Origin of the sequence: Nocardioides bruguierae, assembly GCF_023554635.1 — a bacterium.
Taxonomy (GTDB): Bacteria; Actinomycetota; Actinomycetes; order Propionibacteriales; family Nocardioidaceae; genus Nocardioides; species Nocardioides bruguierae.
Map to the genome: position 1 here is coordinate 1 of NZ_JAMJPH010000037.1, position 16,265 is coordinate 16,265.

A 16,265-nucleotide genomic window follows, 5' to 3' on the forward strand; every position below is an offset into this window, starting at 1 on the left:
CTCACGTGTTACTCACCCGTTCGCCGCTCGAGTACCCCGAAAGGCCTTTCCGCTCGACTTGCATGTGTTAAGCACGCCGCCAGCGTTCGTCCTGAGCCAGGATCAAACTCTCCATCGAAAACCCACAACCAAAGTCACGGGATGATGCAAAATCAATCACTGACAGAAAGAACCTGACAAACTTGTCAGAATCATCGTCAAAGAAACCCACCCACCAACACAACCAGACCAAAGCCCAGCCATGCCGACGAGAAGGGCATAAACAAACTAATTCGTCGACTATCAATGACACACTGTTGAGTTCTCAAGAATCACACGCACCCGGCGCATCGCGTCTCCGCTCCGCTGCCGAGGCAACCTGCAGAAACTTACGCAGTCTGCCCGGCCGTGTCAACTCAGTCGAGCCGACCCGCCGAGCGGACCGAGATCCGCTTCTGGTCGCTGGGCCGGGGTGCTTTGCTGGCGACCTGACCGGCCACTCCGCTCCGCGCCGTTCCCGGCGACGAAGAGAACATTACAGACGTGTTGCCCTGAGGCCAAATCCAAGTTGCGTGGCCTGCGCCTCACCCCTGCGGAGGCCTCTTCCGGGGCGTCGCGGGCCGATACGCCGACACGCTCGGGTCCCCGGTCAACCACCACCGCCACGGTCGGTCCGGTGCCTGCCGCAGCCCCACGCGAGGACCGGTGGAGACCCGATCCGGTGGCGGCGGCTCCCCTGGCTCCAGCTGCGGACCGTCGCCGTCCAGGAGCGGTGAGCCGTCGTCCTCGAGCCGCAGGGCCAACGCGCGGACGAGCCGTGCCGGGCCACGGGCGAGGTCGCGGTCCCGGATACCCGGGCGACGGTCGCGGGCGACGTCCAGGCCGGAGACGACCTCCGCGGCGCGGAGCAGGACGGCGCTGCCGTGCCCCTCGGGGCCCGTCACCACGTTCGCGCAGACGTGCATCCCGTAGGTGAAGTAGCAGTAGAGATGGGCGGGCGGGCCGAACATGGACGCGTTGCGCCGGGTCCGCCCCCGACAGGCGTGCGAGCCGGGGTCGTCCGCTCCTCCGTACGCCTCCACCTCCGTGAGCCGCACCGTGACGTCCCCGTGGGTGAGGTGGGCACCCAACAGCAACGGCGCCACCGTCTCCGGTGGCGCCGTCCAGTCGATCATGTGCCGGGGCAGGGCTCAGGCCAGTCGCGCGCGGAGTGCCTCGGCCCGGGCCAGCAGCTCGGCGTGCTGCTCACGCACGCGCACCGGGGCGGTGCCACCGCGACCGTCGCGCGAGGACACGGAACCCTCGACCGTCAGCACCTCGCGCACCCCCGGGGTCAGGTGCGGGGAGATCTCGGCGAACTGCGCGTCGGTGAGGTCGGCGAGCTCGATGCCCAGCTCCTCGCAACGACGCACGCAGGCGCCGGCCACCTCGTGCGCGATGCGGAACGGCACGCCCTCGCGGACCAGCCACTCCGCCACGTCCGTGGCCAGGGAGAAGCCCTGGGGGGCGAGCTCGCCCATGCGCTCGGAGTCGAACACGAGCGTGGCCACCTGGCCGGTGAAGGCCGGCAGCAGGACCTCGAGGGTGTCCACGGAGTCGAAGACCGGCTCCTTGTCCTCCTGGAGGTCGCGGTTGTACGCGAGCGGCAGCGCCTTGAGCGTGGCCAGGAGACCGGAGAGGTTGCCGATGAGTCGACCCGCCTTGCCACGGGCGAGCTCGGAGATGTCGGGGTTCTTCTTCTGCGGCATGATGCTCGACCCCGTCGACCAGGAGTCGTGCAGCGTCACGAACGCGAACTCCTTGGTCGCCCAGAGGATGATCTCCTCGGCCATCCGCGAGACGTCGACGCCGATCTGGGCCGAGACGAACGCGAACTCGGCGACGAAGTCGCGGCTGGCCGTGCCGTCGATGGAGTTCGCGGACGAGCCGGTGAAGCCGAGCTCCGCGGCGACGCCGGTCGGGTCCAGGCCGAGGGACTGGCCGGCCAGCGCACCCGAGCCGTAGGGCGAGTCGCCACCGACGCGGGCGTCCCAGTCGCCGAGGCGGTCGACGTCGCGCAGCAGCGACCAGGCGTGCGCCATCAGGTGGTGGGAGAGCAGCACGGGCTGCGCGTGCTGGAGATGGGTGCGGCCGGGCATGACGGTCGGCGCCGTGGTCTCGTCGCCGAGGTGGGCGGAGGCCTGGTCGGCGATCGCGGTCACCAGGTCGAGCACGAGGGCCGACACGACGCGGGCGTGGTCGCGCAGGAACACCTTGAACAGGGTGGCGATCTGGTCGTTGCGCGAGCGACCGGCGCGCAGGCGGCCGCCCACGTCCGGGCCGACCTCCTCGAGCAGCAGCCGCTCGAGGGCGCCGTGCACGTCCTCGTCCGAGACGTCGGGGTGCAGCTCGCCCGCGGCGAACCGCTCCCCCAGCACCGTGAGGCCACGGAGCAGCTCGGCGTGGTCGGCGTCGGTGAGGAGCCCGGCTCGGTGCAGCGCGTTGGCGTGCGCCCGGGAGCCGGCCAGGTCGTAGGGGGTCAGCCGCCAGTCGAAGTGGGTGGAGCGCGAGAGCGCGTCCAGCTCGGGCGAGGGTCCGCCGGCGAACCGGCCGCCCCAGAGCTTGCCGGTGTTGGTGCCGTGCTCGGTGCTCACTTCTCTGCTGCCTCTCCTGACCGCGGGTGCGCGGTGGTCATCTTCTCAGCGGCTCGGCCCTGCGACCGCCGCCGCCCCGGTGCGGACCGGGTCGCGTCACGACCCCCGCCCCGCGACGGGGTGCGGGGGTCGTGACGACGGGACGTGTCAGTCGTTGCCGGACTCGAACGCGACGTGGTCGAGCGCCTGGCTGCCGTCCTTGATCTGGTCGTTGGCGGTGATCCGGTCGCGGCCGCCGGCCTCGATCTCGCCGTAGAGGGTGCCGTTCTCGACGAGCACCTGGCCCTGGTCCAGCGGCTGGAGCGCGTACTGCTCCAGCTTGTCGCGGGAGTCGGCGATGTCGAGGTTGCGCATGGTGAGCTGACCGATGCGGTCCAGCGGACCGAACGCGGCGTTCTCGGTGCGCTCCATGGAGAGCTTCTCGGGGTGGTAGCTGAACGCCGGGCCCTCGGTGGAGAGGACGGTGTAGTCCTCGCCGCGGCGCAGGCGGATGACGACCTCGCCGTGCACCAGCGAGGCGATCCAGCGCTGGATGCCCTCGCGGATCATCAGCGCCTGCGGGTCGAGCCAGCGGCCCTCGTAGAGCAGGCGGCCCAGCTTGCGGCCCTCGTTGTGGTACTGCGCGATCGTGTCCTCGTTGTGGATCGCGTTGACCAGGCGCTCGTAGGCGATCCAGAGCAGCGCCATGCCCGGCGCCTCGTAGATGCCGCGGGACTTCGCCTCGATGATGCGGTTCTCGATCTGGTCGCTCATGCCCAGGCCGTGGCGGCCGCCGATGGCGTTGGCCTCCATGACCAGGGCGACCGGGTCGTCGAAGGTCTGGCCGTTGATGGCGACGGGCCGACCGGCCTCGAAGCGGATCGCGACGTCCTCGGTGTCGATCTGCACCGACGGGTCCCAGAACTTCACGCCCATGATCGGCTCGACGGTCTCCAGGGAGACGTCCAGGTGCTCCAGGGTCTTCGCCTCGTGGGTGGCGCCCCAGATGTTGGCGTCGGTGGAGTAAGCCTTCTCCTGGGAGTCGCGGTAGGGCAGGCCGTGCTCGACGAGCCACTGGCTCATCTCGGTGCGCCCACCCAGCTCGGAGACGAAGTCGGCGTCCAGCCACGGCTTGTAGATCCGCAGGTCGGGGTTGGCCATGAGGCCGTAGCGGTAGAACCGCTCGATGTCGTTGCCCTTGAAGGTGGAGCCGTCGCCCCAGATGTCCACCCCGTCCTCGCGCATCGCGCGGACGAGCATGGTGCCGGTGACGGCGCGACCGATGGGGGTGGTGTTGAAGTAGGCGCGGCCGCCGGAGCGGATGTGGAAGGCGCCGCAGGCGATCGCGGCCAGGCCCTCCTCGACCAGCTGACGGCGGCAGTCGACGGCACGGGCCAGCTCGGCGCCGTACTCCATCGCGCGGCCGGGGACGCCGGAGATGTCGGGCTCGTCGTACTGGCCGATGTCGGCGGTGTAGGTGCAGGGCACGGCGCCCTTGTCGCGCATCCACGCGACGGCCACCGAGGTGTCGAGGCCGCCGGAGAACGCGATGCCCACGCGCTCGCCGATGGGCAGCGTGGTCAGGACCTTGCTCATGGATTGCTCCTGTTGGTGCTGGTTGGTTCAGGGGAACGTGCGGGGTTCTGCAGCCGGCGCTCAGGCCGGGTTGTTGCTCGCAGCCAGGTCGAGGAAGCGCTGCGCCAGCGCCTCGCCGCCGCGCGGGTCCCGGCCGATGACGAGCACGGTGTCGTCGCCGGCGATGGTGCCGAGGACCTCGCCGAGGTCGGCCTTGTCGAAGGCCGAGGCAAGGTACTGCGCCGCGCCCGGCGGAGTACGGAGGACGACGAGGTTGGCGCTGGACTCCGCGCTGACGAGCAGCTCGCCGCACAGCTTGGCCAGCCTCGCACGGCCGGCGGCGGTCTCGGTGCCGACGACCGGCCTGCGGTCACCGCCCTCGGCGGGCACCGCGTAGACCTGCGGGCCCTCCGCGGAGCGGATCTTGATGGCCTGCAGCTCGACCAGGTCCCGCGAGAGCGTGGCCTGGGTGACGTGGACGCCGGCCTCGGCCAGCATCGCGGCGAGCTCGACCTGCGAGTGCACGGCCCGCGTCGACACCAGCTCGATGATGAGCTGGTGCCGGGCGGACTTCGTGCCGGGGCGCAGGGCGGACTCGGTCATGGTGCTCACGCCTCCACCGGGACCGCCGCCGCGGCCTGCGCCGGGGACGGCGTGGTGTCGGTGCGGTGGGCCAGCAGCCAGGCGAGCACGGCCTTCTGGGCGTGGCGACGGTTCTCCGCCTCTTCCCACACGGCGCTGCGCGGGCCCTCGAGGACCGAGGTGGCGATCTCCTTGTCCCGGTAGGCCGGGAGGCAGTGCAGCACGATCGCGGCGTCGTCGGCGTGGGCCAGCAGGTCCTCGGTCAGCGACCAGGGCGCGAAGATCGCGGCACGGGCTGCGGCCTCGTCCTCCTTGCCCATCGACACCCAGGTGTCGGTGACGACGACGTCGGCGCCGGTGACGGCCTCGACGGGGTCGTGGTGGCCGGAGACCGACCCGCCGGTGGTGGCGGCGATCTCGGCGGCGCGGGCGAACATGGCGTCCTCGGGCAGGTAGCCCTCCGGGCCGCCCATCCGCACGTGCATGCCCGCGGTCGCGCCGGCCAGCAGCCAGGAGTTGCCCATGTTGCAGGCGGCGTCGCCGATGAAGGCCACGGTGACGCCGGCGAGGCGACCCAGCCGCTCCTGCACGGTGAGCAGGTCGGCGATGAGCTGGCACGGGTGGAAGTCGTCGGTGAGCGCGTTGACCACGGGGATGCCGGCGTTCTCGGCCATCCGCTCCAGGTGCGACTGGAGGAACGTGCGCCACACGACGACCGAGACCTGGCGACCGAGCACGCGGGCGACGTCCTCGACGGACTCGCGGACGCCGATGCCGGCGAGCTTGCCCTCGACGAGCATCGGGTTGCCCCCGAGCTCGGCGATGCCGGCGCCGAAGGAGGTCTGGGTGCGCAGCGTGGGCTTGTCGAAGATCATCGCCACCGACTGCGGGCCCGCCAGCGGCTTGGCGCCGTAGGGGTCGGCCTTCATTTCGGCCGCGAGCGCGAGGACCTCGGCCTGCTCGGCGGGCGAGAGGTCGTCGTCACGGAGGAAGTGGCGCACCTCAGCCACCGGCCTTCGCGGCTGCCCAGGCGGCGTCGAGGATGCCGGGCCAGTCGGCCAGGAACGCGTCGGCCTCGGCGCGGGTGAGCACCAGCGGCGGCGCCAGCCGGATGCGCGTCGGGGTCGGCATGTTGACGATGTAGCCGGCCGCCTGGGCGGCGTCGACGACGGCGGCGGCGACGGGCTCGGCGAGGTCGAGGCCGATCAGCAGGCCGTGGCCGCGCACCTCGGTGACCCGCGGCTCGGCCGCCAGGCCCGCGCGCAGGTGCTCGCCGAGGCCGGCGACGTGCTCGAGGAGGCCGTCGGTGTCGATGGTGGTCAGCACGGCCAGCGCCGCGGCGCAGGCGACCGGGTTGCCGCCGAAGGTGGTGCCGTGGTTGCCCGGCTGGAGCAGGTCGGCCGCCTTGCCCAGGCCGACGACGGCGCCGATCGGGTAGCCACCGCCGAGGCCCTTGGCCAGGGTCACGACGTCAGGGACGACGCCGGAGCGCTGGTGCTCGAACCACAGCCCGGTGCGGCCCACGCCGCACTGGACCTCGTCGAACCACAGCAGGGTGCCGTGCTCGTCGGCGATCGAGCGGGCCGCCGCGAGGTAGCCGTCCGGGGCCACCACGACGCCGGCCTCGCCCTGGATGGGCTCGAGGCAGATGGCGGCGGTCTCGTCCGTGACGGCCGCGGCCAGGGCCTCGGCGTCGCCGTAGGGCACGAAGGTCACGTCGCCGGGCAGCGGCTCGAACGGCTCGCGGTAGGCGGCCTTGCTGGTCAGCGCCAGCGCACCCATCGTCCGGCCGTGGAACCCACCCTCAGCGACGACCACGTGCGTGCGACCGGTGCGGCGGGTGAGCTTGAAGGCGCCCTCGTTGGCCTCGGTGCCGGAGTTGGCGAGGAAGACCTTGCCGGGGTGGCCGCCGAGCAGGTGGAGCAGCCTCTCGGCGAGCTCGACCTGCGGCTGCGAGGTGAAGAAGTTGGAGATGTGGCCGAGCGTGCCGAGCTGCTCGGTGACGGCCTTCATCATCGCCGGGTGGGCGTGGCCGAGGCTGTTGACGGCGATGCCGCCCAGCAGGTCGAGGTAGGCCTTGCCGTCGGCGTCCCACACCGTGGAGCCCTCGCCGCGCACGAGCGCGAGCTTCGGGGGCCCGAAGGTGTTCATCAGGGCGTCGGTGTAGCGGCCGACGACCTGCTCCTGGGTCTGGTGCTGGGTCTGGTCCTGGGTCTGGGTGCTCATTACTTCACCACCGCCTTCTGGCGGGCCTTCCGGATCTTGGTGTCGACACCCGGCAGCACCTGGGTGCCGACGCCCTCGTCGGTGAACAGCTCCAGCAGCACGGCGTGCTTCTCGCGGCCGTCGACGACGGTCGCACGCGGGACGCCGGAGGCGACCGCCTTCCGGCAGGCCTCCATCTTCGGCACCATGCCGGCGGCGAGCGTCGGCATGAGCACCGCGAGGGTCTCGGGGCTGATCTCGTAGATGACGTCGTCGGAGTCCGGCCAGTCGCGGTAGAGGCCCTCGACGTCGGTGAGGACGAGCAGCTTGTCGGCGCCCAGGGCGATGGCCAGGGCGGCCGCGGCCGTGTCGGCGTTGACGTTGTGCACGGCGCCGTGGACGTCGGGGGCCACCGAGGAGACCACGGGCACGCGGCCGGCCTCGATGAGGTCCATGATCGTCTCCGGCCGCACCTTCGCGACCTCGCCGACGAGGCCGAGGTCGACCTCCTCGCCGTCCACCACGGTGTTCGCAGGCTCGGCGGTGAACAGGCCGGCGTCCTCACCGGACATGCCGACGGCCAGCGGGCCGTGCTCGTTGATCAGCCCGACCAGCTCGCGCTGGACCTGGCCGACGAGCACCATCCGCACGACCTCCATGGCCTCCGGCGTGGTGACGCGCAGGCCGCCGCGGAACTCGGACTCGATGTTGAGCCGGTCGAGCATGGTGGAGATCTGCGGGCCGCCGCCGTGCACGACGACCGGCTTGAAGCCGGCGAAGCGGAGGAAGGCGATGTCCTCGGCGAAGGCGCGCTTGAGGTTGTCGTCGGTCATGGCGTTGCCGCCGTACTTCACCACGACGATCTTGCCGTAGTAGCGCTTCATCCAGGGCAGCGCGGCGGCGAGCACGGACGCCTTGTCCGGGTCGGCCGGCGGCACCTGCGAGAAGTGCATGTTGGCGGGGTCGATGGCGGCGGGGATGTCGGTGTTCTCGCTCATGAGGAGTAGGCGCTGTTCTCGTGGACGTAGGCGTGGGTCAGGTCGTTGGTCCAGACGGTGGCGCGAGCGTCGCCGGACTTGAGGTCGATCGTCACGGAGACCTCGCGACCGGTGAGGTCGACGGTCTCGGGGTCGGCGTCCGGGGTGCTGTTGCGGCACACCCAGATGCCGTTCATGGCGACGTCGAGGTCGGCGGGATCGAACTGCGCACCCGTGGTGCCGATCGAGGCCAGGACGCGGCCCCAGTTGGGGTCGTTGCCGAAGATCGCCGCCTTGAAGAGGTTGGAGCGGGCCACGCTGCGCGAGACCTCGACGGCCTCGTCCTCGGACGCGGCGTTGATGGTGCTGATCGCGATCTCGTGGTCGGCGCCCTCGGCGTCCTTGAGCAGCTGCATCGCCAGGTCGGTGCAGACCTGGGTGAGCGCCTCGGTGAAGTCGCCGAGCGGCGGGGTGATGCCGCTGGCGCCGGACGCCATCAGCGTGACCGTGTCGTTGGTCGACATGCAGCCGTCGGAGTCGAGCCGGTCGAAGGAGACCCGCGTAGCGGCGCGCAGCGCGGTGTCGAGGTCCTCGGCGGAGACGACCGCGTCGGTGGTGATGACGACGAGCATCGTGGCCAGCTGCGGGGCGAGCATGCCCGCGCCCTTGGCCATGCCGCCGATGCTCCACCCGGCGCCCTCGACGACGGCCTGCTTGGAGACCGAGTCGGTGGTCATGATCGCCTCGGCCGCCTCGGCCCCGCCCTCGGCGGACAGCCCGGCGGCGGCGTTCTCGACGCCGGCCAGGAGGTCGTCACGGTCGTTCTTCATCCCGATCAGGCCGGTGGAGCACACGACGACGTCGATCGCGCCGACGCCGAGCAGCTCGCCGACCTTCTCGGCCGTGGCGTGGGTGGTCTGGAAGCCGTCCGCGCCGGTGTAGCAGTTGGCGCCGCCGGAGTTGAGGACGACGGCCTTGACCGTGCCGTCCTTGACGACCTCCTTGCTCCACAGGACCGGGTTGGCCTGGCAGCGGTTGGCGGTGAAGACCGAGGCCGAGGTGAACGTGGGCCCGTCGTTGACGACGAGCGCGACGTCCTTGGCGCCGGTGGACTTCAGGCCGGCGGCGACGCCGGCGGCCCGGAAGCCCGCGGGGGTGGTGATGCTCATGGGTGATCCTGTCTGGTCCTGGCTGGGTCTGGTCTCGCTACGACGCTGAGCTCGCTGCGGCCCTGATCTCGCTGGAGCGGGGCCGCGGCGCGGATCAGGGAGCGAGGCCGACGGCGGTGAGCCCGGTGGTCTCCTCGAGACCCAGGGCGAGGTTCATGCACTGGACGGCGGCGCCACCGGTGCCCTTGGCGAGGTTGTCCACCACGCCGACGGCCACCAGGCGCCCGGCTCGCTCGTCCACCGCCACCTGGACGTGCACGGCGTTGGAGCCGATCACGGACTTGGTCTGGGGCCACTGGCCCTCCGGCAGGAGCCGGATGAAGGGCTCGTCGCCGTAGTACTTCTCGTACACGGCCCGAGCCTCCTCGGCGGTGACGCCGGGCTTCAGCGGGGCCGAGCAGGTCGCGAGGATGCCGCGCGGGGTCGGCGCGAGCACGGGGGTGAAGCTGACCTTCACCTGGCCGTCGATCATCTTCGACAGGTTCTGGGTGATCTCCGGCGTGTGCCGGTGGGTGCCGCCCACGCCGTAGGCGGAGAGGTTGCCCATGATCTCGCTGCCCAGCAGGTGCGGCTTCGCGGCCTTGCCGGCGCCGGAGGTGCCCGACGCGGCGACCACGACGACGTCCGGCTCGACGATGCCGGCGGCGACCGCCGGGGCGAGCGTGAGCGTGGAGACGGTGGGGTAGCAGCCGGGGACGGCGACGCGCTTGGTGCCCGCCAGGACCTCCCGCTGCCCGGGCAGCTCGGGGAGGCCGTAGGGCCAGGTGCCCGCGTGGTCGGAGCCGTAGAAGTGCTCCCACTCCCCCGCGTCCTCGAGCCGGAAGTCGGCGCCGCAGTCGACGACCACGACGTCGTCGCCGAGCTGCGCGGCGACGGCACCGGACTGACCGTGGGGCAGGGCGAGGAAGACGACGTCGTGACCGGAGAGGTTCTCGATGGTCGTCTCCTGGAGCACCCGGCCGGCCAGGGGCGTCAGGTGCGGCTGGAGCGCCCCGAGCGGCTGGCCCGCGTTGGAGCCGCCCGTGAGGGCACCGATCTCCACGTCCGGATGCGCGAGGAGGAGGCGCAGCACCTCCCCACCCGCGTAGCCACTGGCACCTGCGACGGCTGCTCTGACCTTCGTCATGTGCATGAACATACACGCATGCGTATGGATATGTGAAACGCGGGGGAACACCGTGTCTCGCGGGGCACCGCTCGGGCTACGGTCGGCAGATGACCGGCATGACGGGCTCCCCCACCTCCCTACCCACCTCCGCGTACCTGAATCACCTGGTCGCGGAGTCGTCCAGGTTCCGGGACGTGCTCGCCGCCTGCGACCCCGCGGCCCGGGTGCCGTCCTGCCCGGACTGGGACGCCGACGACCTGCTCTGGCACCTCACCGAGGTGCAGTGGTTCTGGTCGCAGGTGATCGTCCGGCGGCCTGCCGGCCCCCCGGACGACGCCGACCGGCCGGCCCGGCCGGAGGCCCACGCCGACCTGGTCTCCCTGTTCGACGCGTGCTCGTCCGCGCTCAGCAGCGCCCTGGCCGCCGCGGACCCCGGCGAGGCGGCCTGGTCGTGGGCGGAGGAGCAGACGGTGGGGTTCACCGTCCGGCGACAGGCCCACGAGGCGCTGATCCACCGGCTCGACGCCGAGCAGGCCGCGGGCACGGTGACGCCCCTGCCCCCGGACCTCGCCGCCGACGGCGTGGCCGAGCTCATGGACGTGATGTACGGCGGGGAGCCGCCCTCCTGGGCGACGTTCACGCCCGACGGACACGCCACGGCGCTCCGCCTCACCGACACCGGGCACACGCTGCGGGTGGTCACCGGCCACCTCGTGGGCACCTCGCCGGACGGGTGGGACGTCGACGGGCCGCACCTCGTGCTGCGACCCGACGACGCCGCCGGTGGTGCCTGCGAGGTCGCCGGCACCGCCGCCGTCCTCGACGCCTGGTTGTGGCGGCGCACCGAGGAGGCCGGCGTCACCGTCACCGGGTCCCAGGAGGCCTACGCGGCGTTCCGTGCCGCGGTGGACGCACCGCTGACCTGAGCCCGCTGGGCAGGTGAGAGCCGCGTGAGAGCGCGGTGAGAGCGGCGTCGCCCAACCTGGCGCCATGACATCCACACCACCCACCGACCTGGCCGTGGACGCCCGCGGCCTGGTGAAGACGTTCGGGGCCCAGCGCGCCGTCGACGGGGTCGACCTGCAGGTGCGCCGGGGCGAGGTCCTCGGCGTCCTCGGTCCCAACGGCGCCGGCAAGACCACCATGCTCTCCATGCTCGCCACCCTGCTGCCGATCGACGGCGGCCGCGCCTCGGTGCTGGGCGTCGACGTGGCCCGCGACCCGCACCGCGTGCGCCGGCTGCTCGGCGTCACCGGCCAGTACGCCTCGGTCGACGAGAACCTCACCGCCACCGAGAACCTCCGCCTCTTCGGCCGCCTGCTCGGGCTCCCCCGCGCGCAGGCCCGCGCCCGCGCCGGTGAGCTGCTGGAGCAGTTCGGCCTCACCGACGCGGCGGGCCGGCCGATCTCGCAGTTCTCCGGCGGCATGCGGCGCCGCCTCGACCTGGCCACCAGCCTCATCAGCCACCCACCGCTGATCTTCCTGGACGAGCCCACGACCGGCCTCGACCCGCGCACGCGCGGGCAGATGTGGGACACCGTCCGCGGGCTGGTGGCCGAGGGCTGCACGATCCTGCTCACCACGCAGTACCTGGACGAGGCGGACCAGCTGGCCGACCGGGTCGCCGTGATCGACCACGGTCGCAAGGTCGCCGAGGGCACCCCGGAGCAGCTGAAGTCGTCGGTGGGCAGCTCGACCCTGCAGGTCCGGCTGGCCGACGCCGCCCGGACCAGCGAGGCCGTCGGGCTGCTGCGCGAGCGCGCCGGGCTGGCGGCGTCCGCGAGCCCCGAGTCGGGCGCCCTCTCGGTGCCCCTGACCGAGCCGGACGGCGCCGCCGACGTCCTGCTGCTCCTGCGCGACCAGGGCCTCTCCCTGGCATCGGCCGCCCTGGCCAAGCCGTCGCTGGACGAGGTCTTCCTCGCGCTCACCGGCGACGAGACCACCCGCACCGAGACCACCCGCACCGAGACCGACACGAGCACCGAGGAGGTGGCCTGATGACCACCCTGACCGACCCCGCGCAGGCCCCCGCACGCTCCTGGGTGGACCCCGCCACCACCGCTCCCGCGCCGACGCTGCGCGAGACCTGGGAGCAGACGCTGTCGCTGGCCGGCCGCGCCCTGCTGCGGATGCGGCGCAACCCCGAGACGATGTTCGACGTGGTGGTGCAGCCGCTGCTGTTCACCGCCATGTTCGCCTACATCTTCGGCGGCGCGATCTCCGGCGACGTCTCCTCCTACCTGCCGCTGCTGATCCCCGGCATCCTCGGCCAGACCGCGCTGACGGCGTGCATGGCGACCGGCACGCAGCTGCGCGAGGACATGGACAAGGGCGTCTTCGACCGGTTCCGGTCGCTGCCCATCGCCCGCATCGCCCCGCTGGCCGGGCCGGCCGTGGCCGACCTGCTGCGCTACGCGATCGCCGCGACGCTCACGATCCTCACCGGCGTGCTCATGGGCTACCGGCCGGGCGGCGGCGTGCTCGGCATCGCCGGCGGCTGGCTGCTCGTCGTGGTGGCCGGGTGGTCGCTGTCGTGGATCTTCACCTGGCTCGGCACGGTGGCCCGCTCGGCCCAGGCCGTGCAGGGCATCTCGATGATGATCATGTTCCCGCTGACGTTCCTGTCCAACGCGTTCGTGCCCGTCGACACCCTGCCGGGGTGGCTGGCCGCGTTCGTCCAGGTCAACCCCGTCAGCCACGTCATCTCGGCGGTGCGCGACCTGCTCAACACCGGCGAGGTGACCGGCGAGGTGGGCATCGCGCTGCTGGGCTGTGCCGTCGTCGTCGCCGTGTTCGCGCCGCTGGCCGTGCGGTCCTACTCGCGCAGGGTCTGAGCGCCAGGGTGAGCGGGCGGGGGTCTCGCTGCTCGACCACCCTCAGCCGGACAATGCCGCCCCGGCCTGCTCCAGGAGCCTTCGGGCGTCGGCCGGTGGGTCGGCGAGGGCCGGGGCGCCGCGGGCGGCGAGGACGGCCACCACGGGCTCCCAGGCCAGGGAGGGGGTCGGACGGCGGTGCGCGCTGCTGCGGGCCACGCCCATGAGCACCGCGGCCTGGCCCAGCGTCTCGTCCGGCCCCTGGTGCGCGCCCCAGGCGGCCAGGCCGACGAGGCAGGTGGCCAGGACGGGCATGTCGGTGCGTGCGGTGAGCGCGCCGTGGGTCGCCAGCGCCTCGTCGATCTCGGCGACGACGGCGAGCCGCAGCTCCCCCGCCAGCCGCTCCCCGGCGCGCACGTCCTCGGGGTCGGCCGCGAAGCGGGCGTGGGCCGCCGTGGTCGCGCTCAGCAGCGACAGCGTCCACGGCTCACGCCCCGGGTCGACGCCGGCCACGGGGAACGAGATCGCGCGGACGTCGTCCAGGGCCGCGCGGAAGCGTGCGAGTCCCTCGGTCACCCGGCCCTCGGCCAGGTCGAGCTCGGCGAGCAGCGGCCGCACCGACATCCGCGCGCCGATCCCCACGTCGGCCGACGCCGCCAGCCCGTCCGCGATCCGGCGGGCGCCGACCAGGTCACCCTCCACCAGCGCGGCCGAGGCCACGGCCGCGCGCAGCTGCACGACGTCGTCGGCGGCGCCCAGCCGCTCCAGCACGGGCAGTGCCTCGGTGGCGGCGGTAGCCGCGCCGGCGGTGTCGCCGGTCTGCGCGAGCAGCTGGACGAGCTGGGTCAGGAGCTGGGCCCGTGACCAGGGCCCGTGCTCCGGGACCCACAGGGCCAGCGCGCGGCGCACGAGCACGAGGGCACCCGTGGGGTCGCCGTAGTTCTCGCGCCCGTGGCCGGACCACTCCAGCGCCAGCGAGGCGGTGCGGGCGTCCGGGTGGTCGAGCAGGGTCGCGGCCCGGTCCAGCGAGCCGTGCAGGTCGGTGATGTCGAGGGAGTCCAGGACGCGGGCGTTGGCCAGCGCCCAGGAGCTCCTGACCGGTCCCGGGCCGTCCTCGACGCGCGCGGCCGCCACGTGCAGCAGCCCCTGGCAGCCCACGAGGCCGCGGCCGGCGGCGACCAGGCCGTTGCGCACCATCACGGTGGCCGCGAGCAGGGCCGCGTCGAGGAGGTCGTCGGTGGCGTGCACGGCCCCGGCACCGAGCTGATCACCCCAGTCGGCGGCCAGCCGTTCGACGTCGTCGACGAGGGCGATCACCCGGGTGTGCTCCCCGCGCACCGTCCACAACCCGCCCAGCGCGGCGAGCAGGCGCAGCACCCGCTCGGTCGCCCCGGAGGCCAGGCTGCGGCGCAGTGCCTCGGCCAGCGTCGACTCGTCGGTGGCCAGCGCGTCGACCGCGTCGAGCTCGCCGGCGGCGAACAGCCCGGGACGCACCTCGTCCGCCAGTGCCACCGCCCAGCCGGTCATGGCCTCCCGCGCGTCCTCGAGGTCGTCGGCCTCCCGGGCGCGGAGCAGACCGAGCTCGCGGACCGTCTCGAGCATCCGGTAGCGCAGCCCGGCGGTGGTCTCGGTGGGCACCAGCAGCGACTGGGCGAGCAGGTCGTCGACCCGCTCCAGGGCGTCGGCACCGACGAGCGCCTCGGCCGCCGGGAGCGCGAAGCCGTCCGGCAGGACGGCGAGCCGTCGCCAGGCGCGGCGGGCGGGCTCGTCCAGCAGCGCCCAGGACCAGTCGAGCACCGCCAGCAGCGTGCGGTGCCGGTCGGGGGCGCCGCGGTCGTCGCCGCGCAGGGTCGCGAGCCTGTCCTCCAGGCGGCGGGCCAGGTCCGGCAGGGCCAGGACGCGGACCTTGGCCGCGGCCAGCTCGATGGCCAGGGGCAGCCCGTCCAGGCGGCTCACCACTGCCCGCACGTCCGCCGCCTCGAGCCGGGCGCCGGGACGCACGGCCAGCGCCCGCTCGACGAACAGCGCGGCCGCGTCGTCGCCCGAGAGGACCCCGAGCTCGTGCACCCGCTCGGCCGCGACGCGCAGCGGCGAGCGCGAGGTGGTGAGCACCCGTAGCCGCGGGCAGAGCGCGACGAGCTGGGCGGCCACCTCGGCCACGGAGTCGACGACGTGCTCGCAGTTGTCCAGCACCAGGAGCGTCTCGGGGCCGTCGAGGTGCTGGGCCAGGAGGGCGCGGACGTCGGCCCGCTGCCGCGGCGTGAGCACCCGACGCTCCCACGCCGACTCGCGCACGCCGAGCTCGGCGGCCAGCGCGGGCAGCACGTCCTGGCCGGCGGGCAGGCCGACGAGCTCCACGAAGCGCACCACCGGCGCGGGGTGCACCGCGGCGACCTCCTGGGCCAGCCGGGTCTTGCCCAGCCCGCCGGGCCCGAGGACGGTCACGACGCGGTGCGCCTCCAGGAGCGCCCGGACCTGCGCGAGGTCGTCCGCGCGGCCGACCAGGCTCGTGGCCGCGTGCCGCAGCCCGGTCCGCACCGGCCGGTCGGCGGCCAGCAGCGTGGCGTGCGCCTGGGCCAGCCCCGGGCCGAGGTCGGTGCCGAGTTCGTCGGCAAGGCGGGCACGCAGGTCCTCGACGAGCGCCAGCGCCGCCGCCGTCCCCTCGACCTGGGCGGTGGCCCGCACGTAGGCGACGAGCACCGGCTCCGGTGTGGCGGCCCCACCGGTCTCGGCCCGGGCGCGCAGCAGCGGGAGCGCCTCGTCCGCCTCTCCTCGCGCCAGCAGCGCGGGCCCCAGGACGTCGGCGGCGCGCTCGCACCGCCGGGCGGCGCTGCTGCGGAGCCCGCCGAGAGGACCGGGCGCGTCGTCGCCGGCGAGGTCTCCGAGGGCCAGGACGGACCGTGCCGCGGCCAGTGCGGTGCCCGCGTCCCCGGCAGCCCACGCCGCCTCGGCCCCCCGCAGGTGCCGCTCCAGGGCGAGGGCGTCCACCTGGTCGGGCGGCAGGCCGCAGCGGTACCCGCCGGCGCCGTGCACCACCGCGTCGGTGCTGGTGGCGCCGCGCACCCGGGAGACGAGGACCTGGAGCGCCCGTCGGCCGGGCTCCTCCCCCGGCCACACCGAGGCGAGCAGGTCGGCCTCCGGCACGGCGTGCGGGTGGGCGTCCACGAGCGCCGCCAGCAGCACGGGCACGCGACCGGCGGGCAGGGCCAACCCGTCCCAGGACGCCTCGGTCAGCAGGCGCAGGC

13 protein-coding genes and 1 rRNA gene are annotated in these 16,265 nt (G+C 73.3%); 3 read left to right on the top strand and 11 right to left on the bottom strand.

Features of this window, described 5'->3' with window-relative positions; genetic code table 11:
- The 10 genes from M8316_RS19075 to argC form a co-directional block, all read right to left on the bottom strand.
- Positions 1-118: ribosomal RNA gene (locus M8316_RS19075) — 16S ribosomal RNA — on the bottom strand; the annotation flags it as partial.
- A 445-nt stretch (positions 119-563) separates the two neighbouring features.
- Complete coding sequence (locus M8316_RS19080) at positions 564-1,154, bottom strand: DNA-3-methyladenine glycosylase (RefSeq protein ID WP_250057305.1); 591 nt, start codon at positions 1,152-1,154, stop codon at positions 564-566.
- Positions 1,155-1,169: 15 nt separating this feature from the next.
- Positions 1,170-2,612, bottom strand: coding sequence for an argininosuccinate lyase (gene argH, locus M8316_RS19085; RefSeq protein ID WP_250057307.1), 1,443 nt, complete (start codon positions 2,610-2,612; stop codon positions 1,170-1,172).
- A 147-nt stretch (positions 2,613-2,759) separates the two neighbouring features.
- The gene (gene argG / locus M8316_RS19090) at positions 2,760-4,187 is read right to left on the bottom strand and encodes an argininosuccinate synthase (RefSeq protein WP_250057318.1); all 1,428 of its coding nucleotides are present in this window, start codon (positions 4,185-4,187) and stop codon (positions 2,760-2,762) included.
- 60 nt (positions 4,188-4,247) lie between these two features.
- Positions 4,248-4,769 carry an arginine repressor gene (locus tag M8316_RS19095; RefSeq protein ID WP_250057494.1) on the bottom strand — a complete coding sequence of 174 codons (522 nt, stop codon included), beginning with the start codon at positions 4,767-4,769 and terminating at the stop codon, positions 4,248-4,250.
- 5 nt (positions 4,770-4,774) lie between these two features.
- The gene (gene argF / locus M8316_RS19100; RefSeq protein WP_372490614.1) at positions 4,775-5,749 is read right to left on the bottom strand and encodes an ornithine carbamoyltransferase; all 975 of its coding nucleotides are present in this window, start codon (positions 5,747-5,749) and stop codon (positions 4,775-4,777) included.
- A gap of 1 nt (position 5,750) precedes the next feature.
- The gene (locus tag M8316_RS19105; protein WP_250057322.1) at positions 5,751-6,974 is read right to left on the bottom strand and encodes an acetylornithine transaminase; all 1,224 of its coding nucleotides are present in this window, start codon (positions 6,972-6,974) and stop codon (positions 5,751-5,753) included.
- Complete coding sequence (gene argB, locus M8316_RS19110) at positions 6,974-7,906, bottom strand: acetylglutamate kinase (protein ID WP_250057496.1); 933 nt, start codon at positions 7,904-7,906, stop codon at positions 6,974-6,976. The genes M8316_RS19105 and argB overlap by 1 nt, the downstream gene beginning before the upstream one ends.
- Before the next feature lie 41 nt (positions 7,907-7,947).
- The gene (argJ, locus tag M8316_RS19115) at positions 7,948-9,099 is read right to left on the bottom strand and encodes a bifunctional glutamate N-acetyltransferase/amino-acid acetyltransferase ArgJ (RefSeq protein ID WP_250057324.1); all 1,152 of its coding nucleotides are present in this window, start codon (positions 9,097-9,099) and stop codon (positions 7,948-7,950) included.
- Positions 9,100-9,193: 94 nt separating this feature from the next.
- Positions 9,194-10,231 (bottom strand): N-acetyl-gamma-glutamyl-phosphate reductase, encoded by a 1,038-nt coding sequence (gene argC, locus M8316_RS19120; protein WP_250057498.1) that lies wholly within the window; start codon positions 10,229-10,231, stop codon positions 9,194-9,196.
- A gap of 83 nt (positions 10,232-10,314) precedes the next feature.
- On the opposite strand from argC, the gene M8316_RS19125 reads away from it, so the two are divergent.
- The 3 genes from M8316_RS19125 to M8316_RS19135 all read left to right on the top strand — a co-directional run bounded on the left by M8316_RS19125 (position 10,315) and on the right by M8316_RS19135 (position 13,041).
- Positions 10,315-11,133, top strand: coding sequence for a maleylpyruvate isomerase family mycothiol-dependent enzyme (locus M8316_RS19125; protein ID WP_250057326.1), 819 nt, complete (start codon positions 10,315-10,317; stop codon positions 11,131-11,133).
- Between the two features lie 64 nt (positions 11,134-11,197).
- Positions 11,198-12,205, top strand: a complete 1,008-nt coding sequence (locus M8316_RS19130) for an ATP-binding cassette domain-containing protein (RefSeq protein ID WP_250057327.1) — start codon at positions 11,198-11,200, stop codon at positions 12,203-12,205.
- Positions 12,205-13,041 carry an ABC transporter permease gene (locus tag M8316_RS19135; protein WP_250057330.1) on the top strand — a complete coding sequence of 279 codons (837 nt, stop codon included), beginning with the start codon at positions 12,205-12,207 and terminating at the stop codon, positions 13,039-13,041. The genes M8316_RS19130 and M8316_RS19135 overlap by 1 nt, the downstream gene beginning before the upstream one ends.
- 42 nt (positions 13,042-13,083) lie before the next feature.
- Here the strand turns inward: M8316_RS19135 and M8316_RS19140 are convergent, their stop codons facing one another.
- Entirely contained in the window at positions 13,084-16,230 is a 3,147-nt protein-coding gene (locus tag M8316_RS19140; RefSeq protein WP_250057332.1) for an ATP-binding protein, read from the bottom strand.
- Positions 16,231-16,265 lie beyond the last annotated feature (35 nt).

What these genes read in the sequence shown, in the direction of transcription:
- M8316_RS19080 (WP_250057305.1), bottom strand. Translation starts at nt 1,154, where the DNA reads ATGATCGACTGGACGGCGCCACCGGAGACGGTGGCGCCGTTGCTGTTG.
- argG (WP_250057318.1), bottom strand. Translation starts at nt 4,187, where the DNA reads ATGAGCAAGGTCCTGACCACGCTGCCCATCGGCGAGCGCGTGGGCATC.
- M8316_RS19095 (WP_250057494.1), bottom strand. Translation starts at nt 4,769, where the DNA reads ATGACCGAGTCCGCCCTGCGCCCCGGCACGAAGTCCGCCCGGCACCAG.
- M8316_RS19105 (WP_250057322.1), bottom strand. Translation starts at nt 6,974, where the DNA reads ATGAGCACCCAGACCCAGGACCAGACCCAGCACCAGACCCAGGAGCAG.
- argB (WP_250057496.1), bottom strand. Translation starts at nt 7,906, where the DNA reads ATGCACTTCTCGCAGGTGCCGCCGGCCGACCCGGACAAGGCGTCCGTG.
- argJ (WP_250057324.1), bottom strand. Translation starts at nt 9,099, where the DNA reads ATGAGCATCACCACCCCCGCGGGCTTCCGGGCCGCCGGCGTCGCCGCC.
- argC (WP_250057498.1), bottom strand. Translation starts at nt 10,231, where the DNA reads ATGCACATGACGAAGGTCAGAGCAGCCGTCGCAGGTGCCAGTGGCTAC.
- M8316_RS19125 (WP_250057326.1), top strand. Translation starts at nt 10,315, where the DNA reads ATGACCGGCATGACGGGCTCCCCCACCTCCCTACCCACCTCCGCGTAC.
- M8316_RS19130 (WP_250057327.1), top strand. Translation starts at nt 11,198, where the DNA reads ATGACATCCACACCACCCACCGACCTGGCCGTGGACGCCCGCGGCCTG.
- M8316_RS19135 (WP_250057330.1), top strand. Translation starts at nt 12,205, where the DNA reads ATGACCACCCTGACCGACCCCGCGCAGGCCCCCGCACGCTCCTGGGTG.